27 protein-coding genes are annotated in these 26,301 nt (G+C 65.9%); 17 read left to right on the top strand and 10 right to left on the bottom strand.

From position 1 onward, the window contains the following. Positions 1-205: 205 nt before the first annotated feature. Complete coding sequence (locus tag IEX41_RS09445; protein WP_188789990.1) at positions 206-2,395, bottom strand: primosomal protein N'; 2,190 nt, start codon at positions 2,393-2,395, stop codon at positions 206-208. Between the two features lie 114 nt (positions 2,396-2,509). Between IEX41_RS09445 and IEX41_RS09440 the strand changes: the two genes are divergently transcribed. Then, positions 2,510-3,163: a transaldolase family protein gene (locus tag IEX41_RS09440; protein WP_188789989.1), complete on the top strand. Its 654-nt coding sequence runs from the start codon at positions 2,510-2,512 to the stop codon at positions 3,161-3,163. 233 nt (positions 3,164-3,396) lie between these two features. Further along, the gene (locus tag IEX41_RS09435; protein WP_188789988.1) at positions 3,397-3,993 is read left to right on the top strand and encodes a hypothetical protein; all 597 of its coding nucleotides are present in this window, start codon (positions 3,397-3,399) and stop codon (positions 3,991-3,993) included. A gap of 13 nt (positions 3,994-4,006) precedes the next feature. On the opposite strand, the gene IEX41_RS09430 is transcribed toward IEX41_RS09435, so the two are convergent. Together IEX41_RS09430 and parA are read right to left on the bottom strand one after the other, a co-directional pair. Then, the gene (locus IEX41_RS09430) at positions 4,007-4,867 is read right to left on the bottom strand and encodes a DUF6206 family protein (protein ID WP_188789987.1); all 861 of its coding nucleotides are present in this window, start codon (positions 4,865-4,867) and stop codon (positions 4,007-4,009) included. 46 nt (positions 4,868-4,913) lie between these two features. Further along, complete coding sequence (gene parA, locus IEX41_RS09425) at positions 4,914-5,555, bottom strand: ParA family partition ATPase (RefSeq protein WP_188789986.1); 642 nt, start codon at positions 5,553-5,555, stop codon at positions 4,914-4,916. A 132-nt stretch (positions 5,556-5,687) separates the two neighbouring features. Between parA and IEX41_RS09420 the strand changes: the two genes are divergently transcribed. Beyond that, positions 5,688-6,359, top strand: coding sequence for a hypothetical protein (locus tag IEX41_RS09420; RefSeq protein ID WP_188789985.1), 672 nt, complete (start codon positions 5,688-5,690; stop codon positions 6,357-6,359). Between the two features lie 66 nt (positions 6,360-6,425). Here IEX41_RS09420 and IEX41_RS09415 read toward each other — a convergent pair whose 3' ends face one another. The 3 genes from IEX41_RS09415 to IEX41_RS09405 all read right to left on the bottom strand — a co-directional run bounded on the left by IEX41_RS09415 (position 6,426) and on the right by IEX41_RS09405 (position 11,033). Further along, positions 6,426-8,711, bottom strand: a complete 2,286-nt coding sequence (locus IEX41_RS09415) for a glycosyl hydrolase family 28-related protein (protein WP_188789984.1) — start codon at positions 8,709-8,711, stop codon at positions 6,426-6,428. A gap of 281 nt (positions 8,712-8,992) precedes the next feature. Beyond that, the gene (locus IEX41_RS09410; protein WP_188789983.1) at positions 8,993-9,406 is read right to left on the bottom strand and encodes a DUF4864 domain-containing protein; all 414 of its coding nucleotides are present in this window, start codon (positions 9,404-9,406) and stop codon (positions 8,993-8,995) included. Positions 9,407-9,455: 49 nt separating this feature from the next. After that, positions 9,456-11,033 (bottom strand): lysine--tRNA ligase, encoded by a 1,578-nt coding sequence (locus tag IEX41_RS09405; protein WP_188789982.1) that lies wholly within the window; start codon positions 11,031-11,033, stop codon positions 9,456-9,458. Positions 11,034-11,211: 178 nt separating this feature from the next. On the opposite strand from IEX41_RS09405, the gene IEX41_RS09400 reads away from it, so the two are divergent. After that, positions 11,212-11,613 carry a tellurite resistance TerB family protein gene (locus tag IEX41_RS09400; protein WP_373285627.1) on the top strand — a complete coding sequence of 134 codons (402 nt, stop codon included), beginning with the start codon at positions 11,212-11,214 and terminating at the stop codon, positions 11,611-11,613. A gap of 91 nt (positions 11,614-11,704) precedes the next feature. On the opposite strand, the gene dacB is transcribed toward IEX41_RS09400, so the two are convergent. After that, the gene (gene dacB, locus IEX41_RS09395) at positions 11,705-13,204 is read right to left on the bottom strand and encodes a D-alanyl-D-alanine carboxypeptidase/D-alanyl-D-alanine endopeptidase (protein WP_188789980.1); all 1,500 of its coding nucleotides are present in this window, start codon (positions 13,202-13,204) and stop codon (positions 11,705-11,707) included. Between the two features lie 58 nt (positions 13,205-13,262). After that, positions 13,263-13,904, bottom strand: coding sequence for a nicotinate-nucleotide adenylyltransferase (locus IEX41_RS09390; RefSeq protein ID WP_188789979.1), 642 nt, complete (start codon positions 13,902-13,904; stop codon positions 13,263-13,265). Between the two features lie 168 nt (positions 13,905-14,072). On the opposite strand from IEX41_RS09390, the gene ettA reads away from it, so the two are divergent. After that, positions 14,073-15,728, top strand: coding sequence for an energy-dependent translational throttle protein EttA (gene ettA, locus IEX41_RS09385; RefSeq protein WP_188789978.1), 1,656 nt, complete (start codon positions 14,073-14,075; stop codon positions 15,726-15,728). 64 nt (positions 15,729-15,792) lie between these two features. On the opposite strand, the gene IEX41_RS09380 is transcribed toward ettA, so the two are convergent. After that, positions 15,793-15,984 carry a hypothetical protein gene (locus tag IEX41_RS09380; RefSeq protein WP_188789977.1) on the bottom strand — a complete coding sequence of 64 codons (192 nt, stop codon included), beginning with the start codon at positions 15,982-15,984 and terminating at the stop codon, positions 15,793-15,795. A 228-nt stretch (positions 15,985-16,212) separates the two neighbouring features. On the opposite strand from IEX41_RS09380, the gene IEX41_RS09375 reads away from it, so the two are divergent. Then, a complete protein-coding gene (locus IEX41_RS09375) occupies positions 16,213-16,419 on the top strand; it encodes a cold-shock protein (RefSeq protein ID WP_188789976.1) in 207 nt (68 codons plus the stop codon). 81 nt (positions 16,420-16,500) lie between these two features. Here IEX41_RS09375 and IEX41_RS09370 read toward each other — a convergent pair whose 3' ends face one another. Continuing rightward, the gene (locus tag IEX41_RS09370; RefSeq protein WP_188789975.1) at positions 16,501-17,106 is read right to left on the bottom strand and encodes a CDP-alcohol phosphatidyltransferase family protein; all 606 of its coding nucleotides are present in this window, start codon (positions 17,104-17,106) and stop codon (positions 16,501-16,503) included. Between the two features lie 77 nt (positions 17,107-17,183). On the opposite strand from IEX41_RS09370, the gene IEX41_RS09365 reads away from it, so the two are divergent. The 11 genes from IEX41_RS09365 to IEX41_RS09315 all read left to right on the top strand — a co-directional run bounded on the left by IEX41_RS09365 (position 17,184) and on the right by IEX41_RS09315 (position 26,299). Next, positions 17,184-17,570, top strand: a complete 387-nt coding sequence (locus IEX41_RS09365) for a winged helix-turn-helix domain-containing protein (RefSeq protein ID WP_188789974.1) — start codon at positions 17,184-17,186, stop codon at positions 17,568-17,570. Between the two features lie 169 nt (positions 17,571-17,739). Beyond that, entirely contained in the window at positions 17,740-18,492 is a 753-nt protein-coding gene (gene modA / locus IEX41_RS09360) for a molybdate ABC transporter substrate-binding protein (RefSeq protein ID WP_188789973.1), read from the top strand. Positions 18,493-18,500: 8 nt separating this feature from the next. Then, positions 18,501-19,193: a molybdate ABC transporter permease subunit gene (modB, locus tag IEX41_RS09355; protein WP_188789972.1), complete on the top strand. Its 693-nt coding sequence runs from the start codon at positions 18,501-18,503 to the stop codon at positions 19,191-19,193. Next, positions 19,190-20,278 (top strand): molybdenum ABC transporter ATP-binding protein, encoded by a 1,089-nt coding sequence (gene modC, locus IEX41_RS09350; RefSeq protein WP_188789971.1) that lies wholly within the window; start codon positions 19,190-19,192, stop codon positions 20,276-20,278. Before modB ends, modC begins: the two co-directional genes overlap by 4 nt. Before the next feature lie 134 nt (positions 20,279-20,412). Next, the gene (locus IEX41_RS09345; RefSeq protein WP_188789970.1) at positions 20,413-21,270 is read left to right on the top strand and encodes a UDP-2,3-diacylglucosamine diphosphatase; all 858 of its coding nucleotides are present in this window, start codon (positions 20,413-20,415) and stop codon (positions 21,268-21,270) included. After that, complete coding sequence (locus IEX41_RS09340) at positions 21,267-22,391, top strand: ceramide glucosyltransferase (protein ID WP_188789969.1); 1,125 nt, start codon at positions 21,267-21,269, stop codon at positions 22,389-22,391. Before IEX41_RS09345 ends, IEX41_RS09340 begins: the two co-directional genes overlap by 4 nt. Positions 22,392-22,394: 3 nt before the next feature. Then, positions 22,395-22,967: a DedA family protein gene (locus IEX41_RS09335; RefSeq protein ID WP_188789968.1), complete on the top strand. Its 573-nt coding sequence runs from the start codon at positions 22,395-22,397 to the stop codon at positions 22,965-22,967. Beyond that, on the top strand, positions 22,964-23,668 hold the full coding sequence (locus IEX41_RS09330; protein WP_188789967.1) for a glycosyltransferase: 705 nt from the start codon (positions 22,964-22,966) through the stop codon (positions 23,666-23,668). The genes IEX41_RS09335 and IEX41_RS09330 overlap by 4 nt, the downstream gene beginning before the upstream one ends. Positions 23,669-23,800: 132 nt before the next feature. Then, a complete protein-coding gene (locus IEX41_RS09325) occupies positions 23,801-24,733 on the top strand; it encodes a bifunctional riboflavin kinase/FAD synthetase (RefSeq protein ID WP_188789966.1) in 933 nt (310 codons plus the stop codon). A gap of 52 nt (positions 24,734-24,785) precedes the next feature. Next, positions 24,786-25,256, top strand: coding sequence for a YcgN family cysteine cluster protein (locus IEX41_RS09320; RefSeq protein WP_188789965.1), 471 nt, complete (start codon positions 24,786-24,788; stop codon positions 25,254-25,256). Further along, the gene (locus IEX41_RS09315; protein WP_188789964.1) at positions 25,256-26,299 is read left to right on the top strand and encodes a threonine aldolase family protein; all 1,044 of its coding nucleotides are present in this window, start codon (positions 25,256-25,258) and stop codon (positions 26,297-26,299) included. The genes IEX41_RS09320 and IEX41_RS09315 overlap by 1 nt, the downstream gene beginning before the upstream one ends. Positions 26,300-26,301: the final 2 nt, after the last annotated feature.

Raw genomic sequence — 26,301 nt, 5'->3', positions numbered from 1 at the left:
GATCTTCCGGGGCAGTGTCGAAGGCGGGATCGCGGCATCCGTTACGGAAAACGAGCAGGTGATGGCGACAGCCACTCCGTCGGGCCAGTTCCTTGCAGGACGGCAGGGCGGGCAACGGGATGCATGGCACAGGCGTCGGTCTGCACGCAGCGGCATCCCGCGAGGACGGTGTTTTTCAGGCTGACCGGTAGGCGCGGGTCTGACGTCAGAAGAAACTCTGCGGATCGATGTCGATGGCCATGCGCAATTCGCCCTTGAGGCGGAACTGCGCGGCCCATTCGGCCAGCGCCGGTTGCAGCACGGTGCCCTTGGCGGCCTTGACCAAAAGCCGCACCCGGTGACGACCGCGCACCCGCGCGATGGGCGCGGGCGCAGGCCCGTAGACCTGCGCGCCGATGCGCCGCAGCGGCCCGTCCTGCCGCGCCATGGCGTTGCCAAGGTCAAAAACCTCCTGCGATTCGGTTGACGACAAAATGATCCCGGCCAGCCGACCATAGGGGGGCATCCCGGCAACGCGGCGCTCGTCCGCTTCGGCCTTCCAGAACGCCTCTTCGTCGCCGGACAGGATCGCTCGGATCACCGGGTGTTCGGGCTGATAGGTCTGCATCAATGCAACGCCGGGACGTTCCGCCCGCCCTGCTCGGCCCGCCACCTGCCGCATCAGCTGGAAGGTTCGTTCGGCAGCCCGCAGGTCCGAGCCCTGAAGCCCGAGGTCACTGTCGATCACACCCACCAGCGTCAGCTTGGGGAAGTTGTGCCCCTTGGCCACCAGCTGGGTGCCGATGATGATGTCTGCGCCGCCCGTGGCGATCTTGGCGATTTCGTCCTTGAGCGCCCGGGCCGACCCGAACAGGTCCGAGGACAGCACCGCAAGGCGCGCTTCGGGGAAGAGCTCGGCGGCCTCCTCGGCAAGACGTTCGACGCCGGGACCGACGGCGGCCAGCTTGTCCTCGGCATGGCATTCCGGGCAGGCCTCGGGTTTGGGCTGCGTTTCGCCGCACTGGTGGCAGACAAGCCGCCCAAGGAAGCGGTGTTCGACCATGCGCGCATCGCAATGGGGGCAGGCCACCTGGTGCCCGCAGGCCCGGCAGATGGTCACCGGGGCATAGCCGCGCCGGTTGATGAACAGCATTGCCTGTTCGCCCTTTTCGATGCGGGCGCGCACATGAGCGGCCAGCGCGGGCGACACCCATCGGTTCGACGGCAGCTCCTGCCCGCGCATGTCGATGGCCCGCATCTCCGGCATCACCGAGGCACCGAAGCGCGACACGAGGTCGAGCCGTTCGTACTTGCCCGCATCGGCATTCGCCCAGCTTTCAAGCGACGGCGTGGCCGAGGCCAACACCACCCGCGCCTTGGTGATGGACGCGCGCAGAACGGCCATGTCGCGGGCGTTGTAGAACACGCCCTCCTCCTGTTTGTAGGAGGTGTCGTGTTCTTCGTCGACAACGATGAGGCCAAGATCGCGGTAGGGCAGGAACAGCGCCGAACGCGCTCCGACCACCAGCTGCGCCCCGCCTTCCGAGATCTGCCGCCAGACCCGCCGCCGTTCGGTCGAGGTAACGCCGGAATGCCATTCGGCGGGCTTTGCGCCGAACCGTGCCTCGACCCGCGTCAGGAATTCCGAGGTCAGCGCGATCTCGGGCAGCAGCACGAGGCCCTGCCGCCCCTGCGCAAGGCATTCGGCCACCGCTTCGAGGTAGACTTCGGTCTTGCCCGACCCGGTGACGCCCTTAAGCAAGGTCGTGCCATAGCGCCCCGATACCACCCCCGCCCGCAGCGCATCCGCCGCCGTCTGCTGGTCGGGCGCCAGCGCCTTGCCGTCATAGTCGGGATCAAGCCGCGGGAAGGCGGTGTCGCGAGGGGCGTCCTCTTCGCGCACCGCGCCCTGCTTTGCCAGCCCCTTGATAACCGATGGCGTGACGCCGGCAGCCTCGGCCAGTTCCTTCTGGGTCAGGGACAGCCCGCCGAGATCGCGCAGCACCTCGAGCACGCGGCGGCGCGCGTCGGTCATGCGCTCGGGCTCGTCGTCCCCGATGCGGTAGATGCGGCGGGTCGACGGCGCCTCGCCAAGGCCCGGCGCGCGGGTGGCAAGGCGCAGCATGGCGGGCATGGGCGTCAGGGTGTAATCCGCCGCCCGCACGAGGAACTCGCGCAGTTCTTCGCGCATGGGCGCCGCATCGAGCACCCGGATGACGGGACGCACCTTGTTATAGTCGAAATCGCCCTGCCCTGGCCCCCAGACCACGCCCAGCACCTTGCGCGGGCCAAGCGGCACCTCGACATACGCCCCCTCCCAGCAGCCGCCGGCGGGAGCCTTGTAATCGAGGGGGCGGCCCAGCGGCTGGGTGGTCAGTACCGCGACCAGCTGGCCTTCGTCGTAGAACGCATCCATGGCAAGAGATTTTCCGTTTGCCCCGGCGCCGCACCGGGAACTTTAATGGCTCATTCCTGCTTGGGTAAGACACGCGCAGCCGAATGCCAAGCGATGCCGGGAGGGCCCACTGCCATGAAATTCTTCGTAGACACCGCAGATGTGGAATCGATCCGAGACCTCGTGGACGGAGGCTTTGTCGATGGGGTCACAACCACCCCGGAGCTGATCAGCGCCACCGGACGCCCGGTGGACGAGCTGGTTGCCGAGATTTGCGAGGCGGTCGAAGGCCCGGTGTCCGTGGACTTGCAGGCCGGAGATTGCGAAAGCATGGTTGACCAAGGATGCGCTCTGTCGGACGTGGCCCCCAACGTCGCCGTCAAGCTGCCCATGACCTTCGAGGGCCTGCGCGCCTGCAAGGTGCTGACCGGCGCTGGCCGGATGGTCAACGTCACCCTGTGCTTCACCGCCGCGCAGGCGCTGCTGGCCACCAAGGCTGGAGCGACCTTCGTGTCGCCGTTCGTGGGGCGGCTCGAGGACACGGGGCAGGACGGGCTCGGGCTGGTGAAGGAAATCCGCCAGATCTACGACAACTATGGCTACGAGACGCAGATCCTTGCCGCCTCGATCCGCACGGCGGAAAACTTTGCCGCATGCGCGCGTATCGGCATCGACGTGGCGACCGCGCCGCCCGACGTGATCCGCGCCATGATCGCGCACGAGCTTACCGACAAGGCCCTCGCGGATCACGGGCAGGACACCGCGGCAGTGAACATCACCGCCGCCTGAGTTGGCCATCACCCCTCCTGTTCCGAACGGCCTGCCGCGACAACACGCGGCGGGCCGTTTGCCTGTGCACCGGTTCCGGTCAGCGCGGTGGGCACCCCGCAACATGGGCTTAGACACCTTCTATCTTTTTGATATCGCAAAATTCTGGACATGATCGGCTTCTTATTTCCGACCTAGGACGGACCAATTCAGCAGAGGGACCGGCCCCACACGGGGCAGGCATTGGGACGACGATGAGCAAGACGAACGATGATGATTTCGGCGGGGAAGTCATGGCTGTCATGGCACTGGCGGGTGTAGGGCTGGCGGTCGCTCTGATCGGGGCGTTCTTCATCGGCTTCCTGATCCTCGCGGCGGCGGCCGTTCTGTTCTACATCCTGAGGTTCGCCCTCGGGCTCGACCCCAAGTCGATCCGCAAGAAGGAAGGCACCGACGCACTGGCCAACGGGAAGTTCGGGGAACATGTCGCCGAGGCCATGAACAAGGCTTTCGCTGACCGCTACGGAACGGACGCGCCGTACCTCGACTGGCGCGTGACCGATCCGAAGTTCGCCGAAGGGCAGTCGGCCCACGGCTACGTGCTGTGCGGCAGCAGTTACGACGAACTGCTCGGGCGGACCGGGCATTTCTACGGGCTGACGGCCTCCTACCCCAACACCGGGGTCAAGGCGCTAGACCTTGCACTTTACGATGGCGAGGCGGACAATCCGTTCTGGCAGGCCTCATCTGCCTTTGTGGGCAAGCTCTGCGATCAGCTCATCGAGCGCGAGGTCAAGCTGCGCCGCAAGGCCGAGAAGACGCTGGGCAAGGTGCGGCTTCTGGCCGCGTGATTGCGGCAGCGGCTCAGACGTTGGGTTCCCCCTGCAGGCCCAGCAGCTTGCGGAAGCCAGTCCAGTAGCCCGGCAGACGGGGGGCCTCGCGCAGCCCCTCCAGCGCCTCGTCCGCCCAGCGCGGCATCTCGCGGCGCACGAAGTCGCGGCCCCAGGCCAGGTAATGTTCCGCATGTTCCGGGCGCAGCCGGCAGGCCGAGCCCACGAGGCCCACGAGCGTTTCGGGGGGCGAATACCATTCGTCCTGGATGCCGGTGACGCGGCGGCGCATGAAGGGTCCGATGACCCGCATCAGCCGCTTGTCCGAGTAGGTAAGCAGCATGCGCCCCATCTCTTCACGGCTGTAGTGAATCAGCGGCGGGAAGCTGTCATAAAAAATCGCCTCGCCATCCAGCACCGCGAAATTGCGGATCGACGGATGGAAACCGATGCGCGTGTCGAACCGGTCGGCAGCGTTCCAGAACCGGGCGATGACCAGCCCCGCAGCCTCCATCATCTCGAGGGTCGAGGCCAAGCCCTCGGCCTGCATCCGGGGCCGCATGAGCGAGGATTCCGGCAGCGCCTGCTGGATGATGACCGGCACGCGGGCACCGCCCTGCGGCAGCAGGACGAACTGGGTGTCGGGCATCGGCACGCCGGTCGCGATCAGGGCTGCCACGTAATCGTCATGGGCCTGCGCCAGCCGGTCGAGCGCGGCGGCATCGCCGGGGGCGCGGTAGATCTTGATCACCTTGTCGGAAAACGGGCCATCCGCAGGCCGGAACGGCGCGCAGAAATAGCCCATGCGCGACACGGGTTGGCCCTGCGCCGCTTCGTGGGCACGGATGGTCCCGGCAAGGGCTTCAAGGTCGATCTGGGGCGTGTTCTGGGGCATGGGTCGTCTCCTGTCCCGCGGCGGGCGCCGAGGTGTCCTGCCCCGTTTACCCGTTCGACAGGATCTCCGCCACCTCTGCCGTCAGCGCCTCAACCTCGGCGCGGGCCGGGGTCTTGCGCCCTTCGGCAGCGCTGAGCCCATGGCCGAAGGCCTCGGCATAGCCCACGCGGTTGGCCAGCTGGCTGCCCGCGATGCGCGCCTGCATCTGCTGCGCCGCGCCCGCGATCTCGGAGGATAGGCGCGTGCCGGGGCGGGTGCGATTCATCACCATGAGCGCCTCGCGGTCCTCGCGGCGGGCAAGGTCGAGAACGCTTTCCGTGGCCCAGAGGTCGAGATGGCTCATGGAAACCGGCACGATCACGAGGTCTGCCACCCGCAGCGCCGGCCGCAGGTCGCTGTCCGCCTTGGGGGGCGTGTCGATGATGACCACGTCGAACCGGTCCGCCAGCTTGCGGCATTCGTAGGTGATGCCCCATGCCGAAGACGTGGCGAATTCCATGTCCTCGACCCCCTCGGGGTGCTGCTCGAGCCGGGTCATGAACCAGCGCCCCAGGCTGCCCTGCGGGTCGGTGTCGATCAGCGCGACGCTGCGCCCTGCCTGCCGCATGCCGATCGCAAGGTTGGCGGACAGGGTCGTCTTGCCCGACCCGCCCTTCTGCTGCGCCACGGTGATTACCGATCCGGCCATGAACGTCCCCCGATTCCCGTCGGCCCAACGAAAGGACCACGGCCAGCTTCAGGCATTCCCCCGGCCCCGTCCAGCAACTTAACGCAGAGTTAACCAAGGTTTCGGCAAGCTTGCCACAGGAGTGGAGATGGCATGACCAGAATTGTGCAACTGTGTCTCATGGCCGCGCTGACGCTTAGCGGTGGCCCGGCTCAGGCCGGCGCGTGGATGCGCGAGACCAGCAGCTGGTTCGTCAGCACCACCACCCGGCTGGTCTGGCCTAAGGATGTGCCGGCCGCGAAGGCCCGGGCCGATGGGTGGACCTACCACACGATCTACGCCGAGTACGGAGTATCCGAACGGCTGACCCTCGGTGTGGATATCGGTGTGCCGCGCGAGGGCGAGCCCAAGGTCATCGTTTTCATGCGCAAGCCAATCCGCCAGCCTGACACGGGCACTCAGATCGCATGGGATCTCGGGGTCGGGACGATCGCGGGCGATACGGTGATCCGCCCCGGCCTCGGCATCGGGCGCGGGCTGGAAAACGGCTGGCTGAACGCGGATGCCATGGCTGAGATCTCCGTTGGTGAGGCCGGAATGGCGTTCAAGCTGGACCTGACCTATGGCATCAACCTCGCCAGGGATCGCAAGATCGTGCTGCAGGTTCAGAGCAGCAAGACCGCAGAGGACCCATTTTCCGCCACGTTCGCACCCTCGGTCATCTTTCCCCTGACGGACAGCCTTTCCGCCGAAGTCGGCGGCAGCTACGGCTTTCACGAAGACGAGACCATGGGGCTGTTGCTGGGCCTATGGGCAGATTTCTGACCCAGCGCAAACGCAAGGGCCGACCCCGACGGACCGGCCCTGCCGCGTGGTGCCTTGGCCGCCTGTTCAATAGTCCATGCGGATCCGCATGGTGACATCGCCCATGACGGGCTCGGGCCAGACCACGTGAACCCGGTCCCGGTTGCTGCCCTCGAGAGAGGACACGTAAGGCATGGAAGACACCGTCACGTTCGACGTGTTGCGCGGCCGGGACCGGATCACCATGCTTTCGATCTCCTGCGCGCGGCCCTCGAAGGGCAGTCGGTCCTCGGTGTTCACCACCCACGTCTGATTGTGGGCGTTCTGTGAGTGCTTCACCATGAGCGGGTTCGACGCCCCACGGCTGATGTTGAGGTAGGTGTTGCCGTCGAAGAAGATGTCCCGCATCGAACCGAGGTCGAGGGGCGCGAAGCTGTCATCGACGCTTTCAACCCGCGTGATGATCTGCCCCACCGAGCGGAACAGGTTGCCCTGCACGTTCATCCCGTTGATGCGGTGATTGGTGCCGTAGGGCTTGACCACGATAAAGGTGAAATGGTCCGCGACGTTGGAGCACAGGAACACGTTGCCGGTCACCGACAGCCCCGAGAAGCCAAAACCGGACACGAAGTTCGGATCAGGCTCGCGCTCGTTGGTCCACTCGATAAAGCAGTTGTCCACGTAGTTGCCCGAAATGGTGGTGTTCGTCGCCTTGGTGCACAGCACGATGCCGGCGGTGCGGGCGCCGTCGCCGCTGTCCTCACCCTGGAAGAAGTGATTGTTGGCGATCACCCCATTGCCGCCCGACACCACTGCAAAATGACGGAACTGCGAGGCGCGGTTGGACCGGATTTTGACATCGTTGGCGTTGGTATTGAGCGCAATGGACGTGCGGTTCTGGCTGGCCAGCTCCGCCTGCGCGGTAATGAACTGGTTGTTGTCGATCAGCATGCCCTGACAGCCCTCGCCGATCGAGGTGATGCCCCGGTCCAGCGGCTTGTTGAACACGCAGTCACGCACCACGTTCACCGTGCCAGTCGGCGGCAGGATAAGCCCCGAGCACAGCTCGTTGCACTGGAACTCCACGTCCTCGATCTCGAACTTGTCGAGCCGGCTGAAGCCCGACAGGTCCAGCTGGTAGCGGAAGCGGGTGAATGTATAGGCCTGGGTGCCTTCGGCATCATAGAGCGGCTGAGACAGGTTGAGCCGCTGCGCGCCGACGTTGACCGAGGTGACATAGATCTCGCGTCCGACGCCCGCCCCCTGCACGTAACTGCCGACCTCGATGTTGGCGATATTGGACACGCCGGTCAGCTGAAAGCGGTTGCCCGCCGAATAGGTGGCAGTGCTGGTGACGGTCGTGCTGTTCCAGCCGGTCGAGCTTTCGGCGCGCAGCTGGCCGTTGCGCAGCACCCGGCGCTGTGAATAGCTGTCACGGTTGTTCACCACCGCCCGCACGTCGATGGGCCCGGTGATCGACACCCGCCGTCCGCACATGTCGAGACTTTCGTGATCAGAACTGTTCATCAGCGATTGCAGCGCTTTCTTCAGACCCATCTCCTCACTGCCGAACGCGTCGATGTAGGCCGGCAGGTGATAGTCCTTCGTCAGCGACAGGCAGGCACTGTCGGGCATCACGACGGTGCCTTGGAACTCCACATGGCTTTCCATGGTCAGGGTCTGACCAATACGGAAAGTGCCTTCGGAGACCAGCACCTTGCGCCCGTTGGCGGCGGCATCGGCGGCCTCGAACGCGGCGAAATCATCAGCGGTGCCGTCACCGACGGCCCCGTAATCGCGCACGTCCACCACGTTCATCATGTCGCGTAGGAAGTAATTGGTGACATCCTCGATGATGATGTCATCCACCCGTACAATGCCACCATTCGACCCGGTGAGGTCGATGCCGAAATGCCCGAAGGCGGTGGTGCCGCCCCAAACAAGATCGACCCCGTCACGCGCACCGTTGCCGACGATGGCCGACACCTCGACCACCTCGCCGTAGGTGTCGAGCTGGGTAAGCGCGCCGGTGGTCACCAGCCCCGTCACCGCCGAGCCATTGGCCTGCCCCGCCCAGCCCGCGATGCGCACCGACGGCATCAGCCCCGCGATTGCCTTCACCCGCGCGGTGACCTTCAGGTAGACGCCGGGCAACAGCCGCGTATTGCCCATGTAGCGCAGCTTCTGCAGGCTTTCAGTCTTCTGGATCTCGAGGCAGCCGGCGAAATCAGCATCCGCCGGGACATAGGCGGCAGACAGGAGGCTCTCGTAGGTGTCCGATCCCGGCGTTCCGTCCCCGCTCGACCAGACATCGAGCCCGTCCGAGAAGGGGGTGGGCATGAAGACCACGCCATCAGTCACTGCCATGTTCATGTGTTCGATCCTTACGGTTGCTGCGCCCTTGGCCCGGGGCTCACACCCGGGACCAGATCAGGGGCCAGACAACCGGCGGACAACACGCCGCGGACCCCGTGGCAGATTGGGTATCAACGCGGCGTTAAGAGGAATTTGGGCCACCGTGACGATAGAACGGGCGGCGGCGCAACACCGCGCCCCAGGGGGCCGCCAGCGTGAACCGCCTCAAGACAGTCGCCACGACCGCACCCAAGGGCAGCGCGGCGCAACTCTCCGTCATGTCAAGGATCGGCAGGCGGTCAGACCGCCATGTCGGGCAAGGGTGCCGGACGGACGGCGGCAATGCGCCAGGCGCCATCCACCTGCTCCATCAGGTAATCGAGCGCATGTTCCCGCCCCGAAGGGTCGCTGGTGTAGACCCTCTGCCACAGCCGGCCATCGTCCTGAGCAAGATCGCCGAAGGTGACCCGGCCATGATCCCAGACCATGGGATAGCCCTCTTCGACCATCTGGCCAAAGCGCTCGGGGCTGCCGAACATCTGCTGAAGATCGGGGCTGGCGAAGGCAAAGGCGCCGGGAATGTCGCGCGCATCGAACGCGTCCATCTGCTGGCGGATGACATCGCGGATGGCCTCCACTTCCGCGTTGCCCTGGGCTGCCACCGGCCCCGCAAGGCCGATTGCCGTGATCAGTGCAAGAACCGTTCCCCGCATCGCGTTTCCTCCTGAGGGGAAGATAGCGCAATGCGGGGCGCGGTCAAAATCAGCCCAGCTTGCCCGCGAGGCCGTCTTCGATCAGGGTCACCGTCTCGGGCACGCCGTAAAGCGCCACGAACCCGCCAAAGCGCGGCCCCTGGCTCTGGCCAAGCAGCACCTCGTAGAGCGCCTGGAACCATTCACGCAGGTTTTCGAACCCGTGATCCTTGCCGACCGCGAAGACCACCGTCTGAAGCGCCTCGTCGTCCGCCGCGCCGTCGTAATCACGGAAGCGCTGCGCAAGGTCTTCCATCGCCGCCCGCTCCTGATCGGTGGGGGCGCGGAAGTCCTTGGTGGGTTTCACCTTGTCGTTGTAGTAGCGCACCGCGAAGCCTGCGGCCTGATCCATGTCGGGGTTGCTTTGCGGCGTCGCCTCGGGGGCATAGCGCTTGATGAAGCCCCACATGGTCTCCTTGTCCTCGGCCCCGGCAGCGGAGGCGAGGTTGAGCAACATGGAGAACGGCACCAGCATCTTCGATTCCGGCACGTCGCCGCCATGGATGTGCCACACCGGATTGGCCAGCTGGCCCTTGGCGTCCTGATCCGGGAAGGCGCGCAGCTGCTGGTGGTATTCGTCCACCGCCTTGGGAATGACCGCCGCCCAGAGGCGCTTGGCGGTCTTGGGCTTCTGGTACATGAAATACGACAGCGATTCCGAGCTGGCATAGCTGAGCCATTCGTCGACGCTGATGCCGTTGCCGAGCGACTTCGAGATCTTCTGCCCCTTGTCGTCGAGGAAAAGCTCGTAGGTGAAATGCTCGGGCGGGCGCACACCAAGGGTCCGGCAGATGCCGTCGTAGATCGGCGTATTGGTGCTGTGATCCTTGCCGTACATCTCGAAATCGACGCCAAGCGCGGCCCAGCGGGCGCCGAAGTCCGGCTTCCACTGCAGCTTCACGTTGCCCCCGGTGACCGGCAGGGTGATTTCCTGACCATCGTCATCGTCGAAGGTGATCGTGCCGTTTGCCGCATCCACATGCTTCATCGGCACATAGAGCACCCGGCCGGTCTCAGGGTGGACTGGCAGGAAGATCGAATAGGTCGCCGCCCGCTCATCACGCAGCGATTTCAGCATGATGGCCATCAGGTCATCGTATTTCTCGACGCAGCGCAGCAGGATCTCGTCGAACTTGCCGGACTTGTAGAAATCCGTGGCAGAGTAGAACTCGTACTGGAAGCCGAAGGTGTCGAGGAACCGGCGGAGCATCGCGTTGTTGTGATGGCCAAAGCTCTCGTGGGTTTCGAACGGGTCGGGAACCGAGGTCAGAGGACGCTGCAGGTTGGCCTGCAGAAGCTCTTGGTTCGGCACGTTCTCGGGCACCTTGCGCATACCGTCCATATCGTCCGAAAAGCAGATCAGACGGGTCGGGATGTCCGAGATGATCTCGAAGGCACGGCGGATCATCGTGGTGCGCGCCACCTCGCCGAAGGTACCGATATGCGGCAGGCCCGACGGCCCATAGCCCGTCTCGAACAGGACATGGCCCTTCTCAGGTGCCTTCTTCTCGTAGCGTTTCAGGATGCGGCGGGCCTCTTCAAAGGGCCAGGCCTTCGAGCTCATTGCGGCTTCGCGCAGATCGGACATCCGAAACTCTCCATATGTCGCGGGGTGTGGTAAGATTGGTCGTAGAAACAGACCTGCCCCGCGCGAGCGCAGGGCAGACAGGCTTGCGTCCTATTGCAGACGGGGCCTCGGGTCAATAAATGGAAATCAAAGGAATGACGCAGGAAGATCCGAAGTGAACGACGCCTCCACGCATCCCATGACCCCGCAGGATTGCCTTGTCGCAACCATGATCGCGGTTTCGGTATCCGACCAGAACATCCGCACCGCCGAGCTGGTCAAGATCGAAAGCTCGGTCAACATGCTGCCGGTCTTCGCGGAATATGACATTGATCGCATTCGCGTCATGTCCGAGATGGTCTTTGAACTCTTCGAACAGGAAGACGGGCTCGATGCCCTGTTCGGCCTGATCCGTGACAACCTCCCCGAACGTCTCTACGAGACGGCCTATGCGCTGGCCTGCGACGTGGCTGCCGCAGACGGCACCCTGCGCGAGACAGAACTGCGCCTGCTCGAGGAAATCCGCTACGAGCTGGACCTCGACCGGCTGCATGCCGCGGCCATCGAACGCGGCGCAAGGGCTCGCCACCTGTCGGCCTGAGGGCCGACGGGAACGTCCCCGCGGCCGCCTTGCTGTCAGGGCTGCCCGTCATCGACGCGACTCCAGAAGCCGCGCCGATACGATAGCCGTATCAAGCCGTGGCCAGCCGCCCCCAGCGTTCGATCAGCGTCTGCTGCAGCGTTTTGGCTCGACGGTTCCATACCGCCCCGCCTTCGGGGCGCTCACGCTCGTCGCGGCTGAGCGCATTGCGGCGGGGCATGTCGGCGGTGAAGATCGCGAACACCAGCTCGCCCCCTTCGGGCAGGTCGGCAAAGCCCGACAGACCACTGACGAAATTGAGCGTGCCGGTCTTGGCATTCACGTCGATCGGGTGGTTCTCGAGAATGCGGCGCTGGCTGTCGCGCATGGGGAAGGGCTTCATCAGGGACTTGATGCCCACCTGCGCGTTCAGCTGGTAGAGCGCGCGGGCCATGTCTGCCGGGGCAATGCGGCTGTCCGGCCCCAGCCCCGAGTGATCCAGCAGATCCACGCGCGCGCCGCCGAATTCCTCGCGGACCCAGGCGCTCATGGCCTGCCCCGACTGTTTCATCGACCGCACGCTGCCCAGCCGCCGCAAGGTCGCGGTCATGCCGACGCATTCCGCCGTGAGGTTGTTGGACCACTTGAGCATGTCGCGCAGAAGGATGCGCAGCGGTTGGCTCTGCCAGCTTGCCAGCGTGGTACCGCCCGGGGCCCGGGCCACCATCACTGGCTGAGGCAGGGAGATGCCTTGCCCAGCGGCGACGGCGCGGAACACCTCGCCGGCGTAGAGGTCGGGCTTGCGCACCGGCAGCCAGCGGCTCCCGCGGCCACCCAGTGCGCCGCTGGCCACGGTCCATTCGTCCCGTCCGCCCGCATCGCGGTAGGTGTAGACCGGGCTGCTGCGGCTGGCCACAGTCATGTGCGCCATCGACACCGCAGGGCGCAGCCGGTCTGACCGGCCGTCCATGGTCACGTCATAGCCATTGCCGCCCCGGCTCCAGCCGAAATGCACGCGGTTGTAGTTGAGGTTGAGCCCCGACACCGCAGGGCTGTAACCCACGTGGTCGGGCTGGCCCGCGTCGATGGTGCGCTCGTAGGGCAACGCCGTGCCGCAGACGAGGAACCGCCCATTGACGCCGGTGACGCCTCGGCCCTTCAGATCGGCCACCAGCGCCGCGAGGTCATCGGTGCCCAGCGTCGGATCACCGCTGCCCAGCAGCAGCAGATCCCCCTGCACCGTACCGCCCGACACCGGGCCGGTGGCGATGACGCGGGTGTCATAGCGGAAGTCGGCCCCGAGGGTGCTGAGCGCGTAGGAGGCGGTCAGCGCCTTGGCGCAGCTCGCCGGCGGCATGCCCTGCGTGCCGTCGTGATGCTCCAGTAGCTGCCCGGTGCGGGCGTTCATCACCGCGTAAGCGACTTCTCCGGTGAGGCCGGAGGCAGCGATCACCTGCGCGGGAGTGCCAAGCGCCTTGAGGCGCAGATCATCCGCCCGGACAGCCGGGCGCAGTGAGGTTTCGGGCGCCGTGGCGCAGGCAGGGGTGGCAAGGGCAAAGCCTGCGGCACCTGCGGATGTCAGAAATCGGCGTCGGGAAAGGGAGTGCATCATGCGCGCGATCTAATCGCAGCGAAAACGATCCGGCAAGCGGGTGAGTCGTCGGCGCCGTTCACTTTTTTCTTGCCTTGGCGACATGTGCCCCGGCGCTATGTCCAGCGGCCCTCAGCTCGGTTGAGCTGAGGTTCACCATGGGCAGGTTCACGAGGCACCACGCCGGCGCCGGGCTGCGGGCCAGCAGCCCCGCCGCCGTCCCCGGCAGCCGCGCCTTGCGATAGACCCCCGCCGCGACCGACGCCCGCGCCGCCATGCGCAGGCCGGGCCGCGCGAGCACACCCACGGGCATGCTGTCCATGATCGTCCGCCAGTGATCCCAACGGTGGATCTGCGCAAGGTTGTCCGCCCCCATCAGCCAGACGAAGTTCACCGCCGGAAAGCTGCGCCGCAACTCGGCCAGCGTGTCGGCGGTGTAGCGAGTTCCGGCAAGCCGTTCGAAATCCGACAAAATGATACGTGGATGATCCACCAGCGCCCGCGCCGCCAGCATCCGGTCATCGAGCGGTGCCGGCCCCCGCGCCTTCAACGGATTGCCCGGGCTAACCAGCCAGATCACCCGGTCGAGCCGAAACCGCCGCAGTGCCTCGAGCGTGATGCGCAGATGCCCCGCGTGCGGCGGATCGAAGGATCCACCCAGCAGGCCCACCCTCATGCCGGGGGTCAGGCGGAACCCGGTCTCGTAAGCATTCCAGCGCATTTTGCCCTATCCGGATGGGAAGTTCCGCCAATGACACTGGAACGACAGGGGGATTCAACCACAAACCGCCCCTTGCGGCGCAGCAGCGCCGGGGGCTTTGCATTCCTGCGACGGGGTGCGATACACGGGCGCAAATCGAATTGACGCGCAACGTCACCGGAGGACCGCATGGCCAGCTATCAGTACGTGTACCACATGGACGGGGTGTCCAAGACCTATCCCGGTGGCAAGAAATGCTTTGAGAACATCAAGCTCAGTTTCCTGCCCGGCGTCAAGATCGGCGTCGTCGGCGTCAACGGCGCCGGTAAGTCGACCCTGATGCGAATCATGGCGGGCACCGACAAGGACTTCAGCGGCGAAGCTTGGGCCGCAGAAGGTGCCAAGGTCGGCTACCTGCCGCAGGAGCCCTACCTCGACCCCGCGCTCACCGCGCGCGAAAACGTGATGCTGGGCGTTGCCGCCAAGCAGGCCAAGCTCGAGAAGTACAACGAGCTGGCAATGAACTACTCGGACGAAACCGCCGACGAGATGGCGCGCCTTCAGGACGAAATCGACGCCGAGAACCTGTGGGATCTCGACAGCCAGATCGACGTCGCCATGGAAGCCCTGCGCTGCCCGGCGGACGACGCGGACGTCACCACCCTGTCGGGCGGTGAACGCCGCCGCCTCGCGCTGTGCAAGCTGCTGCTTGAAGCGCCGGACATGCTGCTGCTCGACGAACCGACCAACCACCTCGACGCCGAGACGATCGCGTGGCTGCAGAACCACCTGATCGAGTACAAGGGCACGATCCTGATCGTCACCCACGACCGTTACTTCCTCGACGCGATCACCGGCTGGATCCTCGAACTCGACCGTGGCCGCGGCATTCCCTACGAGGGCAACTATTCCAGCTGGCTGGAACAGAAGGCCAAGCGCCAGCTGCAGGAAGCCCGCGAGGACAAGGCCAAGCAGAAGACGCTGGAACGCGAACTCGAATGGATGCGCCAGGGCGCCAAGGCCCGTCAGGCCAAGTCCAAGGCCCGTATCCAATCCTATGAGAAGCTGGCGGACCAGTCGGTGCGCGAACGCGTCGGCAAGGCCCAGATCGTCATCCCCAACGGCGAACGCCTCGGTGCCAAGGTGCTCGAGCTCGAGGGCGTCAAGAAGGCCATGGGCGACAAGCTTCTGATCGAGGACCTGTCCTTCAGCCTTCCGCCGGGCGGCATCATCGGCGTCATCGGCCCGAACGGCGCCGGCAAGTCGACCCTGTTCAAGATGATCACCGGTCAGGAACAGCCCGACGAGGGTACGATCACGCTCGGCGACACCGTGGACCTGAGCTATGTCGACCAGTCACGCGACGATCTCGAACCCGATGCCAATGTCTGGGAAGCGATCTCGGGCGGCGCCGAAGTCATCAAGCTGGGCGATGCCGAGATCAACTCGCGTGCCTATTGCGGGGCGTTCAACTTCAAGGGCAGCGACCAGCAAAAGAAAGTTGGCCTGCTTTCGGGCGGTGAACGCAACCGCGTGCACATGGCGCGCCTGCTGAAGTCTGGCGGCAACGTCATCCTGCTCGACGAACCGACGAACGACCTCGACGTGGAAACCCTGCGGGCGCTCGAAGATGCGCTGGTCGATTTCGCTGGCTGTGCCGTGGTCATTTCGCACGACCGCTTTTTCCTCGACCGGATCTGTACCCACATCCTCGCCTTCGAAGGCGACGCGCATGTGGAATGGTTCGAAGGCAACTTCGAGGATTACGAGGAAGACAAGAAACGTCGCCTCGGACCCGACGCGGTCGAACCCAAGCGCGTGAAGTTCAAAAAGTTCACCCGCTGATCAATACAAGAAGGGGCGCCACCGGGCGCCCCTTCTTCATTTCTTCGGGTCCGATGGCCCCGGCTCAGAACGCCTTGCGCAAGGAGCGAATCGCCTTGGCGGCGATCTGCCCTTCGGCGCTCCGGCCGCGATGTATCTTCTTGGAGCGGATCGGGCGGTTGCGGGTGGGCATGCCGGTAGCGGTGGTGCGACGGGCACCCGACTTGCTGCGGGCATAGGCCGAAAGAGCCTGTTTCGCGATGCGTTGGATCGACATATCTGGTCCTCCTTCTGGTACGTCGTGTCGTTGAGCATCAAACGCCCCATACGCGCACCCCGTTCCCTCCAGTGTCGCGCCGCTTGCGCGACTCAGGTGTTTCTGGCAATATTCCGCGTAGCTACTCTCTATCCGACCTGTTGCTTTACCGGCCCCTGTCGAGACTAGACGACGACGCCGGGCTGCCGCAGTTCCGCGGGCAGCGCATACAGGAAGGGGAATTATCCCATGGCAACTGGCACCGTGAAGTGGTTCAACACCACCAAGGGCTACGGCTTTATCGCACCCGAAGGCGGCAGCAAGGACGTGTTCGTGCACATCTCTGCAGTGGAACGTTCGGGCCTTCAGGGCCTGCAGGACAACCAAAAGGTGTCCTACGAGCTTCAGGCTGGCCGTGACGGCCGCGAAAGCGCGATCAACATCGAACTGCTCTGATCGCAATTACGCGATCCGAAAGGTTCATGAGATTTTGAAAGGCGCGCCTACGGGGGCGCCTTTTGCATTTGTCGGCCCCTGCTATGCAAACAGCCGCCAGCCCGCATACCATCGGGTCAGCGTTGTGATCGCGCAGGCGGCAGAAAAGACCCATGCCAGCACCGGAAAGGCTGCCGGAAAGACGCAGATCAGCACGAAAAGCGCGATGGTCTCGGTCCCCTCGGTCAACCCTCCGAGGTAGAAGATGCCCTTCGTGGGGTACTCCGCCGCCGTGAGGCCCCGCCGTTCTGCGATGACTGAAAAGGCAAGGAAGGACGATCCGGTGCCGACAAAGCTCGCCACCAGCGCCAGCGCGGGCAGCGCGTTTGCCCCCGGATCCGCGAGGGCAAAGCCAACCGGAAACAGCGCGTAGAACATGAAATCGAGCGCGATATCGAGGAACGCGCCCCGGTCCGTTGGCCCCGCACGCCGAGCGATCTCGCCGTCGAGGCCGTCGGCCAGCCGGTTCGCCAGCAGTCCGAGCAGCGCCAGCCAAAATGCCCCGCAGGCCGCTGCCACCACTGCCCCGAGGCCCAGCCCGAAGCCGGTCAGCGTCACGACGTCCGCACCCACCCCGGCGCGGTGCAGCGCAGCGCCCAGTGGCCTCAGCAGCCGCTTCTGCAGCGGCAGGATCCTTGCGTCGAACATGCGCGCCCCCGTATACGATAGCCCCTGATGACCCAAGGCGGCTTGCCAGCGCAAGCCTGATCCCGGACAGTGCGCCCATGACCGACACCGCCTCCCGTCCAGACACGCGCCTGCGCCTGCGCATTCTCTTCGGCACCAGTGCCATGCTCGGCCCCGGCAAGGCCGACCTGCTCGAGCATATCAGCGAGACCGGCTCCATCGCTGCCGCCGGGCGCGCCATGTCCATGAGCTACAAGCGCGCCTGGAGCCTCGTGGAAGAGATGAACGCCGCCTTTCGCGCCCCGCTGGTCGAGCGATCACGGGGCGGCAGAAAGGGCGGCGGGGCCTACCTTTCGGAAACTGGTGAACAGGTGCTTGCCCTCTACCGCGCCGCCGAAGCCGCCGCCGCAAGCGCCGGGGCCGAGCATATCGACGGGCTGCGTGCCCTGCTCAGCGATGCGGCGAACGTGCCTGAGGGGCACTGAGGCAGGCACCCGGGCGCACGCGCGCACCAGAGTGGACCACATCCGATGATCGAACGCGCCGCCTGGCATCGATATATTCCGTCAGAAATAACGCTTGTGCCGGAGCGCCCGTCGTGGCGATATATTCAGCGAAACATATTGCTACCCTCCTGCCCGGAAAGCCGTCCCCATGCTTCGCTCCGTCTGCCTTGCCGCTGCGCTGGTGCTGCCCCTTGCAGCCCATGCCGAAACCGTCGTCGTCTTTGCTGCGGCCAGCCTGAAAAATGCCATGGATGACATCGCGGCCTCCTACACCGAGGAAACCGGAAAAGAAGCCGCCGTGTCGTTCGCCGGCTCATCCGTGCTGGCGCGGCAGATTCAGGCGGGCGCACCGGCGGACGTGTTCATCTCGGCCAATACCAGCTGGATGGACGCCCTGCAGGACGACGGCGTTCTCGTGGACGGTAGCCGCAGCGACCTGCTCGGCAATTCTATTGTGCTGATCGCCCATGGCGAGGCCAAGCCGGTGACCATCTCGGAAAACCTGCCGCTGCCGGACATGCTCGGCGATGACCGCCTTGCCATGGCGCTGGTAGACGGCGTGCCCGCCGGGGTCTACGGCAAGGCGGCGCTCGAAAGCCTTGGCCTTTGGGACGCGGTATCGCCCCAGGTGGCGCAGGCGGACAACGTGCGCGCGGCGCTGGCCCTCGTGGCCACGGGCGAAGCGCCCTATGGCATCGTCTATGCCACCGACGCCGTCGCCGAGGATGACGTGACCCCCATCGGCACCTTCCCCGAGGACAGCCACGATCCAATCATCTACCCCGCCGCACGGACCACCTTCGGCGGCAGCGACGCAGGCCAGCAGTTCCTCGACTACCTCAAGGGGCCGGTTGCGCGCGAGGCCTTTGAACGGCAAGGTTTCACCGTCCTGTCAGAGTGATCCCCAGCATGCAGTTTCTGTCCCCGGAGGAATGGCAGGCCGTCGCGCTGTCGCTGCGCGTGGCCCTGTGGGCGACGGTTCTGTCGCTGCCCCCGGGGATCTTCGTGGCCTTCGCGCTGGCCCGCTGGGAGTTCCCCGGCAAGCAGCTGCTGAACGGCCTTGTCCACCTGCCGCTGATCCTGCCGCCCGTGGTCACCGGCTACTTGCTGCTGCTGACCTTCGGCACGCGCGGGCCGGTGGGCGCCCCGCTGGCCGAGCTGGGCATCGTCTTCGCCTTCCGCTGGACCGGCGCTGCGCTGGCCGCCGCCATCATGGGCTTTCCCCTGCTGGTCCGCGCCATTCGCCTGTCGATCGAGGCGGTCGACCCGCGCCTTGAACAGGCAGCGGGCACGCTCGGCGCATCCCGGCTCTGGGTCTTCGGCACGGTGACTCTGCCGCTGATCCTGCCGGGGATCCTTGCGGGGGCGATCCTTGCCTTTGCCAAGGCCATGGGCGAATTCGGCGCGACGATCACCTTCGTGTCCAACATCCCCGGCGAAACCCGCACCCTGCCCTCGGCCATCTACGCCTTCCTGCAGGTGCCGGGGGGCGAGGCGTCGGCGCTGCGCCTCGTTGCCGTGTCCGTGGTCATCGCCATGGCGGCTCTGCTGCTGTCCGAGGTGCTGTCCCGGCGCATCGCGGCCCGGGTGGGCGGCGCATGAGCCTGTCCGTCGACATCCGCCACCGCCTTGGTGACTTCAGCCTCGATGCGCAATTCGAGGCGCCGCAGGGTGTGAGCGTGCTCTTTGGCCGATCAGGTTCGGGCAAGAGCACCATCGTCAACGCCGTCGCCGGCCTTCTGCGCCCGGACGCAGGACGCATTGCCTTGGGGGACGTCCCGCTTTTTGACGCGGACAAACGCCTGCATGTCCCGCTACATCGCCGCAGGCTGGGCTACATCTTTCAGGATGCGCGGCTGTTTCCCCATCTCACCGTGCGGCAGAACCTGGCGTATGGCCGTTTCTTCGCCCCCAAGGCCGAATCCGGCGCAAGCTTCGACCACGTGACCGAGATGCTGGGCCTCGGGCACCTCCTGTCCCGCCGCCCAGCCACCCTGTCTGGGGGCGAGCGCCAGCGCACCGCCATAGGGCGGGCGCTTCTGGCGAAACCACGGCTGCTGCTGGCGGACGAGCCGCTCGCCGCGCTCGATGCCGAGCGCAAGGCCGAGATCCTCCCCTATTTTGAACGCCTGCGGGACGAAGCGGACGTACCGATCCTCTACGTCAGCCACGCCCCATCGGAGGTGGCGCGCCTTGCCACCTCGGTCATTGCGATCCGCAACGGCAGGGTCGTGCGGCAAGGCCCCGCCTCCGTCATCCTCAGCGATCCCGCCGTCACCCCCCTTGGCCCCCGCGCCGCTGGCGCGATGATCGAGACAACCCTGCTGAACCAGCATCCCGATGGTCTGTCGGAGTTGCAGGCCGGGGCCTTGCGCCTTCTGGTGCCGCGCGTAGACCGCCCCGCCGGCGCGCCGGTCCGCGTGCATATCGAAGCGCAGGACGTGATGATCGCCCTCACCCGCCCCGAGGGGATCTCGGCCCTCAACGTGCTGCCCGTCATCGTGCGCGGCATCCGAATGGGCAACGGGCCCGGCGCGCTGGTGCAGCTGGACGCCAACGGAGCGCTGCTGCTGGCGAGGATCACCCGTCGGTCCGTGGGCGCCCTCGGGCTGGCGGAGGGCATGCAGGTGCATGCGGTCCTCAAGGCTGTCTCGGTCAGCCGGCAAAGCGTCGAGGGCACCGCCTGACCCCGCTCACGTTTCTGCAACTGCACGGAACAGCATCCAGTCGCAAATCGTTAGAAAACGTCCACTTGGACGTCACACTCCCGATACAACCAGCCCTCATGAAGGCGGGCAAGCGAACATGGAAGTTGGGCCATATGTCTGCACCTGCCGCCTGCAGCGCGCCAAGGGGTTCCCTGCGAAGCCTGTTTCTCTCCGACCTTCACCTCGGTGCCCGCGCCAGTCGCCCCCGGCAGATCCTTGAGTTCCTGTCGGGTGTCGAGGCCGAGACGATCTACCTGGTCGGTGACATTTTCGACCTGTGGCACGGCGGCCGCGTGTTCTGGTCCGACGCGCACGAGGCGGTGTTGGCCAACCTGCGCGCCCGCAAGCGCGACGGAGCACGCATCATCTACCTGCCCGGCAACCACGATTGCGCCATGCGCGCGCCCGACGCGGCAATCGAAGGCTGGGAGCTGCGCGAGGCGGTGATCCACCGCGCCGCCGATGGCCGCCGCATGCTGGTGCTGCACGGCGACCAGTGCGACCCACGCTTCCTGCGCTGGCATTTCATGACCCGCCTCGGCAGCCGGCTTGATGCCATCCTCAGGCAGGCGGACGACTGGCAGCGTGCCCGCGGTGGGCTCGCCCGCGACCATGCTTCCCATGCCCAGCGCATCATCACCGGGGCCAACCACGTGCTTGCCATGGGCGACCGGTTCGAACGCCGCCTGCTGAAACTTGCCCGCGCGTCGGGAGCCATGGGGGTGATCTGCGGCCATTCCCACAAGCCCGCGCTGCGCAGCCACGACGGGCTGCTCTATGCCAATTGCGGTGACTGGATCGACAGCCTCACCGCCCTGACCGAGGACAGCCACGGCCAGTTCGATCTGGTCGAGTTCCTTCCCGAGATCCGTCCAGAGGCCCGCCCTCAAGCGCGTCCGTCTGAGGCGCCACTGCCCACGCCCCTGCCCCGCCCCACCCCCGGCGGGCCGCTTTCCGAAGGTGTCGCATGACGACCACGCCCCTTTTCCTTGCCCTTGTCGCGATCCTCGTGGTGACCCTTGGCGCCCATCTGCTGTCAGCGGCGCTTGCCGCCCTGCGCTACCGCGCCGCGCCACCGGCGGGCCGCGATGACGATCTGCCCTTCGTGTCGCTGGTGCGCCCGGTCTGCGGCGTGGATGCCTTCGACGAGGAAACGCTTGCCTCGTCCTTCCGGCAGGATCACCCGCACTACGAGGTGATCTTTTGCGCACCGTCCGAAGCCGACGCCGCCGTGCCGCTGGTGCGCCGCCTGATCGCGGCCCATCCCCATGTCAAAGCCCGGCTGCTCTGCGGCGAGACGGCGATCAGCGGCAACCCCAAGCTCAACAATCTCTACAAGGGCTATGCCCAAGCCCTTGGACGCCGCGTGGTGATGACTGACAGCAACCTGCTGCTGCCGCGCAATTACCTGCGGACCTTATGTTTCACGTGGCGCAGCGACACTGGCCTGGTGTCCTCGCCCCCCGCTGGCATCCGTCCCGGAAATCTGTGGGGCGCGGTGGAATGCGCGTTTCTCAACGGCTCACAGGGACGCTGGCAGTTGGCCGCCGACAGCATCGGGATGGGATTTGCCCAAGGCAAGACCCTGTGCTGGGACCGCGATATTCTCGAAGCTGGCGGCAGCCTGCAGGCACTGGGGCGCAACCTGGCCGAGGATGTCGCCTCAACTAAACTGGTGCGCGCGCAGGGTCTGCGGGTGCGCCTGACGCCGACACTTTTCGCCCAGCCCATCGGCAAACGCAGCGCCCGCGCGGTCTGGGACCGGCAGCTGCGCTGGAGCCGGGTGCGGCGTGACGGATTTCCGCTGATCTTTGTGGCCGAGATCATGCAGGGGCCACTCATACCCCTTGCCGCGCTTGGCGTTCTGGCGGGCCTCGGCGCTGCGCCGCTTTGGTCGATCCCGGTGCTGCAGACGGTGTGGTACGGCGCTGAACTGGCGCTGTGCCGCAAGGCGGGCTGGCCCGCCGGTCTGCGTGACCTTGCCGCGATGCTGGTCCGCGACGCCTTGTTGCCTGCGCTCTGGGTCGCCACATGGGCCGGGCGCGGCATCACCTGGCGCGGTACGGACATGGCCCCCGCAGCGGCGGAGTAACCCTTGGTCGGATTGGAGACAGTCACAGCCCTGATCGCGAAGGACGGCCTTGCCATCCTTGCCCCCATTGCCATGCTCGAAGGGCCGATCGTCACGGTCATCGCGGCGTGGCTGGCAAACCGGGGCCTGCTGGATGTCTGGAGCGTCACCGTCGTGGTGATCCTCGCAGATCTCGTGGGGGACGCGCTGTTCTACTGCCTCGGGCGCTGGGGCCTGCACCGCCTGCCCCTTCGCTGGCGCTACCGCTTGGGGCTCAATAGGGCGCGGCTGGGGCAGCTGGCGGGGCATTTCCACGAAAAGGGCGGGCGCACGCTGGTGTTCGGCAAGCTCACCCATTCCGCGGGCGCGGCGGTGCTGGTGGCGGCAGGGCTGGCGAAGATGCCGCTGTGGCGTTTCACGTGGGTCAATCTGCTCGCCACGGTCCCGAAGAGTCTGTTCTTCGTGGTGATCGGCTACGCCTTTGGCGCCGCCTACAGCCGCATCGACGACTGGATCGCCCGCGCCTCCCTGCTCGTTCTCGGGCTACTCGTGCTGGGCGGGATCGTCTGGCTTCTCAAACGGACCCTCAAGCGATGACCGACCTGACCCTCAGCTGCATCATTCCTGCCTATAACGAGGCCCCGCGCATCGACGCGGTGCTGGACGCCGTGCTGGGCCATCCGCTGATCGACGAGGTCATCGTGGTGGATGACGGATCATCGGACGGCACCGCGGACCATGCCCGAACCCATGCCCACCTCGCCCTGCGGGTGATCGAACAGCCCCGCAACGGCGGCAAGACCCGCGCCGTGGTGCGCGGCATCGAGGAGGCTTCGGGGAGCCATATCCTGCTGCTCGACAGCGACCTTCTGGGCCTTGACGCCGATCACCTCGCGGCACTAATCGACCCGGTGCGCGATGGCCGCGCCGACGCCTCCGTCAGCCTGCGCGAGAACGCTCCTTGGCCGTGGCGGGCCATCGGGCTCGACTATATCTCGGGCGAGCGGGTGATGCCGCGCAATCTGCTGGCGCAGCGGCTCGATGCGCTGAGGGGACTGCCGCGCTTCGGGCTCGAGGTGTTCACCAACCGCATCTGGATCGAAGAGAGGCTGAGCATCGCTGTGGTGCGCTGGCCCGGTGTCGAAAGCCCGCTCAAGCATGAGAAGCGTGGCGGCCTGATGGAAGGCGTGCGGGCAGACGTTGCGATGATGCGCGACATCTTCCGCACAGTGCCACCGCAGGACACCCTGCGGCAGATCCACGCCATGCGGCTGAGCCGTGTACACCCCACGGGGTGAGCCCCCGCACCACGCCTGCCACGCACCGCACGCATCCGAAAGCGGCAGCAACGTTTGCAAGCGAACAGTCCGCCAGGCTCCCACGCCCAAGCCGTCTTGCGCCCGCCGTCGTCCGGGGCTAGGGCTTTGGCCATGCGGATCATCCGGGATTACCAGTTCGTCGAGCCTCAGGACCGGGGCGCCAGCGTCGCCATCGGCAACTTCGACGGCGTGCACCGTGGCCATCAGGCGGTGATCGAGATGGCGCGCGCCGCCGATCCCGACGCCCCTCTTGGCGTACTCACCTTCGAGCCTCATCCGCGCGAGTATTTCGCGCCCGATGGACCTTCCTTCCGGCTCATGTCTTCCAAGGCGCGCGCCTCGCGGCTGGAAAAGCTGGGGGTGGATCGGCTTTACGAGCTGAACTTCAACGGGGCGCTGGCCGCGCTGACGCCTGAAGAGTTTGCCCGCAAGGTCATCGCCGACGGTCTGGGCCTGCGCCACATCGTGGTGGGTGCCGATTTCTGCTTTGGCAAGAACCGCGCGGGCACCGTCGAGGACCTCCAGCGCTTCGGAGAAGAGATGGGCTTTGGCGTGACCGTGGCGCCGCTGCTCGAACATGACGGCGACCAGGTCAGCTCGACGGGGATCCGCACCGCGCTGGCCGAGGGCCGCGCCCGGGATGCCGCCGCGCAGCTGGGCCACTGGCACCGCATCGAGGGCACGGTGATCGGCGGCGAACAGCGTGGCCGCGAGCTGGGCTACCCCACCGCCAACATGTCCGTGGACGGGCTGCATCTGCCCCGCCTCGGAGTCTACGCGGTTCTGGTCGAGGTGCTGACCGGCCCCCACAAGGGGCGCTACCATGGTGCGGCATCGCTTGGCGTGCGGCCCATGTTCGGGGAAAACCGCCCCAACCTCGAAACCTTTCTCTTCGACTTTAAGGGCGACCTCTACGGTGCGACTCTGTCCGTGGGGCTGGTCGAATACCTCCGTCCCGAGGTGAAGTTCGAGGGGCTGGAGGCGCTCATCACCCAGATGGACGCCGACTGCCTCAAAGCCCGCGACATCCTCGCGGCGCTGTGAGCGTACGGCGCCGCCCCTTCCCCAATTGCCACGCCTGCGTTAGGCCAGCCCCATGACAGATCCGATCAGCCGCGACGGCCTCGCCCCCCGCTTCTGGGAAAACAAACCGCTTTCGAAACTCTCGAAACCGGAATGGGAAGCCCTGTGCGACGGCTGCGGCAAATGCTGCCTCAACAAGCTCGAGGACGAGGACACCGGCGAGGTCGCCCTGACCCGCGTGGCCTGCCGCCTGTTCGACGACAGCGATTGCCGCTGCACTCAGTACCCGATCCGTCACCAGTTCGTGCCGGAATGTATCGTACTGACCCCCAAGAACATTTCGGAACACGCCTATTGGCTACCCCGAACCTGCGCCTACTACCTGCTTTGGGCCGGTCAGCCGCTATATGACTGGCATCCGCTGATCTCGGGCGATTCCGCCACGGTCCACGAGGCGGGCGTGTCCATGCAGGACCGCACGGTGCCCGAGTTCGAGGTGGGCGAGGACGACTGGGAAGATCACATCATCGAGGAGCCGACCTGATGTATTTCGCCTCTGACAACTCCGGCCCCGTGGCGCCGCAGGTCCTGACTGCGCTGGCCGAGGCCAACACCGGCTATGCCATGGGCTACGGCGGCGACCCGCTGTCCGCCGAGGTCGCGGACGGCATCCGCACCCTGTTCGAGGCCCCCGATGCGGCGGTCTTCCTCGTGCCCACGGGCACGGCGGCAAACGTGCTGGCGCTATCGTGCCTCTGCCCGCCATATGCCACCACCTTCTGCTCGCCCGTGGCCCATATCCACGAGGACGAATGCAACGCGCCGGAGTTCTTCACATCCGGCGCCAAGCTGACCCTCGTACCCGGCAGCGACCGCATGACCCCCGAGGCCCTGCGCGCCTCGATCGAGGGCGAGGAGAACCGCGGCTTCCACGGGCCGAAACGTGGCCCGGTGTCGATCACGCAGGTGACCGAAGCGGGCAACGTCTACACAATGGATGAGCTGCGCGCCCTGATCGCGGTGGCGAAGGACTACAGCTTGCCAGTTCACCTCGATGGGGCGCGGTTCTCGAATGCCGCGGTCAAGCTGGGCGTCACCCCCGCCGAAATGAGCTGGAAAATCGGCGTCGATGTCTGCGTCTTCGGTGGCACCAAGAACGGCCTGATGGGCGTCGAAGCGGTGATCTTCTTCGATCCCGCGAAGGCAGAGGAATTCCAGTACCGCCGCAAGCGCGGCGCGCTGCTGTTCTCCAAGCACCGCTATCTTGCAGCGCAGATGCAGGCCTACCTGAAGGATGACCTGTGGAAGGATCTCGCCACCCGCGCCAATGCCCGCTGCGATCAGCTGGTGCATGGGCTGAGCAAGGCCAGGGTCGAGATGCTGAACGACACCCATGCGAACATGGTGTTCTTCCGCCTGCCCCGCGCCACGCACGAGGCGCTGCAGGCTGCTGGTGCCGTGTACCATTTCAACGATATGACCGGCAGCACCGCCGAAACCGTCCTCACCGGACGGCTGGTCTGTGACTGGAACCTGTCCGAGGCCGAGGTCGCGCGCTTCCTCGAGGCGCTGAACCAGGTGATCTGAAG

The sequence above is a fragment of the Salipiger pallidus genome, from assembly GCF_014643635.1.
GTDB lineage: Bacteria > Pseudomonadota > Alphaproteobacteria > Rhodobacterales > Rhodobacteraceae > Salipiger > Salipiger pallidus.
The sequence above is the reverse complement of the archived record's forward strand: the minus strand, read 5'-3'. Positions and strand labels throughout refer to the sequence as shown.

Excerpts from the sequence above, each read along its gene's own strand:
- IEX41_RS09410 (WP_188789983.1), bottom strand. The coding sequence starts at position 9,406 with ATGCGGGGAACGGTTCTTGCACTGATCACGGCAATCGGCCTTGCGGGG.
- IEX41_RS09330 (WP_188789967.1), top strand. The coding sequence starts at position 22,964 with ATGACCGACCTGACCCTCAGCTGCATCATTCCTGCCTATAACGAGGCC.
- IEX41_RS09345 (WP_188789970.1), top strand. The coding sequence starts at position 20,413 with ATGTCTGCACCTGCCGCCTGCAGCGCGCCAAGGGGTTCCCTGCGAAGC.
- ettA (WP_188789978.1), top strand. The coding sequence starts at position 14,073 with ATGGCCAGCTATCAGTACGTGTACCACATGGACGGGGTGTCCAAGACC.
- IEX41_RS09320 (WP_188789965.1), top strand. The coding sequence starts at position 24,786 with ATGACAGATCCGATCAGCCGCGACGGCCTCGCCCCCCGCTTCTGGGAA.
- IEX41_RS09405 (WP_188789982.1), bottom strand. The coding sequence starts at position 11,033 with ATGTCCGATCTGCGCGAAGCCGCAATGAGCTCGAAGGCCTGGCCCTTT.
- IEX41_RS09340 (WP_188789969.1), top strand. The coding sequence starts at position 21,267 with ATGACGACCACGCCCCTTTTCCTTGCCCTTGTCGCGATCCTCGTGGTG.
- IEX41_RS09440 (WP_188789989.1), top strand. The coding sequence starts at position 2,510 with ATGAAATTCTTCGTAGACACCGCAGATGTGGAATCGATCCGAGACCTC.
- modA (WP_188789973.1), top strand. The coding sequence starts at position 17,740 with ATGCTTCGCTCCGTCTGCCTTGCCGCTGCGCTGGTGCTGCCCCTTGCA.
- IEX41_RS09375 (WP_188789976.1), top strand. The coding sequence starts at position 16,213 with ATGGCAACTGGCACCGTGAAGTGGTTCAACACCACCAAGGGCTACGGC.
- IEX41_RS09435 (WP_188789988.1), top strand. The coding sequence starts at position 3,397 with ATGAGCAAGACGAACGATGATGATTTCGGCGGGGAAGTCATGGCTGTC.
- IEX41_RS09390 (WP_188789979.1), bottom strand. The coding sequence starts at position 13,904 with ATGCGCTGGAATGCTTACGAGACCGGGTTCCGCCTGACCCCCGGCATG.
- parA (WP_188789986.1), bottom strand. The coding sequence starts at position 5,555 with ATGGCCGGATCGGTAATCACCGTGGCGCAGCAGAAGGGCGGGTCGGGC.
- modC (WP_188789971.1), top strand. The coding sequence starts at position 19,190 with ATGAGCCTGTCCGTCGACATCCGCCACCGCCTTGGTGACTTCAGCCTC.
- dacB (WP_188789980.1), bottom strand. The coding sequence starts at position 13,204 with ATGATGCACTCCCTTTCCCGACGCCGATTTCTGACATCCGCAGGTGCC.
- IEX41_RS09415 (WP_188789984.1), bottom strand. The coding sequence starts at position 8,711 with ATGAACATGGCAGTGACTGATGGCGTGGTCTTCATGCCCACCCCCTTC.
- IEX41_RS09430 (WP_188789987.1), bottom strand. The coding sequence starts at position 4,867 with ATGCCCCAGAACACGCCCCAGATCGACCTTGAAGCCCTTGCCGGGACC.
- IEX41_RS09315 (WP_188789964.1), top strand. The coding sequence starts at position 25,256 with ATGTATTTCGCCTCTGACAACTCCGGCCCCGTGGCGCCGCAGGTCCTG.
- modB (WP_188789972.1), top strand. The coding sequence starts at position 18,501 with ATGCAGTTTCTGTCCCCGGAGGAATGGCAGGCCGTCGCGCTGTCGCTG.
- IEX41_RS09370 (WP_188789975.1), bottom strand. The coding sequence starts at position 17,106 with ATGTTCGACGCAAGGATCCTGCCGCTGCAGAAGCGGCTGCTGAGGCCA.
- IEX41_RS09445 (WP_188789990.1), bottom strand. The coding sequence starts at position 2,395 with ATGGATGCGTTCTACGACGAAGGCCAGCTGGTCGCGGTACTGACCACC.
- IEX41_RS09325 (WP_188789966.1), top strand. The coding sequence starts at position 23,801 with ATGCGGATCATCCGGGATTACCAGTTCGTCGAGCCTCAGGACCGGGGC.
- IEX41_RS09420 (WP_188789985.1), top strand. The coding sequence starts at position 5,688 with ATGACCAGAATTGTGCAACTGTGTCTCATGGCCGCGCTGACGCTTAGC.
- IEX41_RS09380 (WP_188789977.1), bottom strand. The coding sequence starts at position 15,984 with ATGTCGATCCAACGCATCGCGAAACAGGCTCTTTCGGCCTATGCCCGC.
- IEX41_RS09365 (WP_188789974.1), top strand. The coding sequence starts at position 17,184 with ATGACCGACACCGCCTCCCGTCCAGACACGCGCCTGCGCCTGCGCATT.
- IEX41_RS09400 (WP_373285627.1), top strand. The coding sequence starts at position 11,212 with ATGACCCCGCAGGATTGCCTTGTCGCAACCATGATCGCGGTTTCGGTA.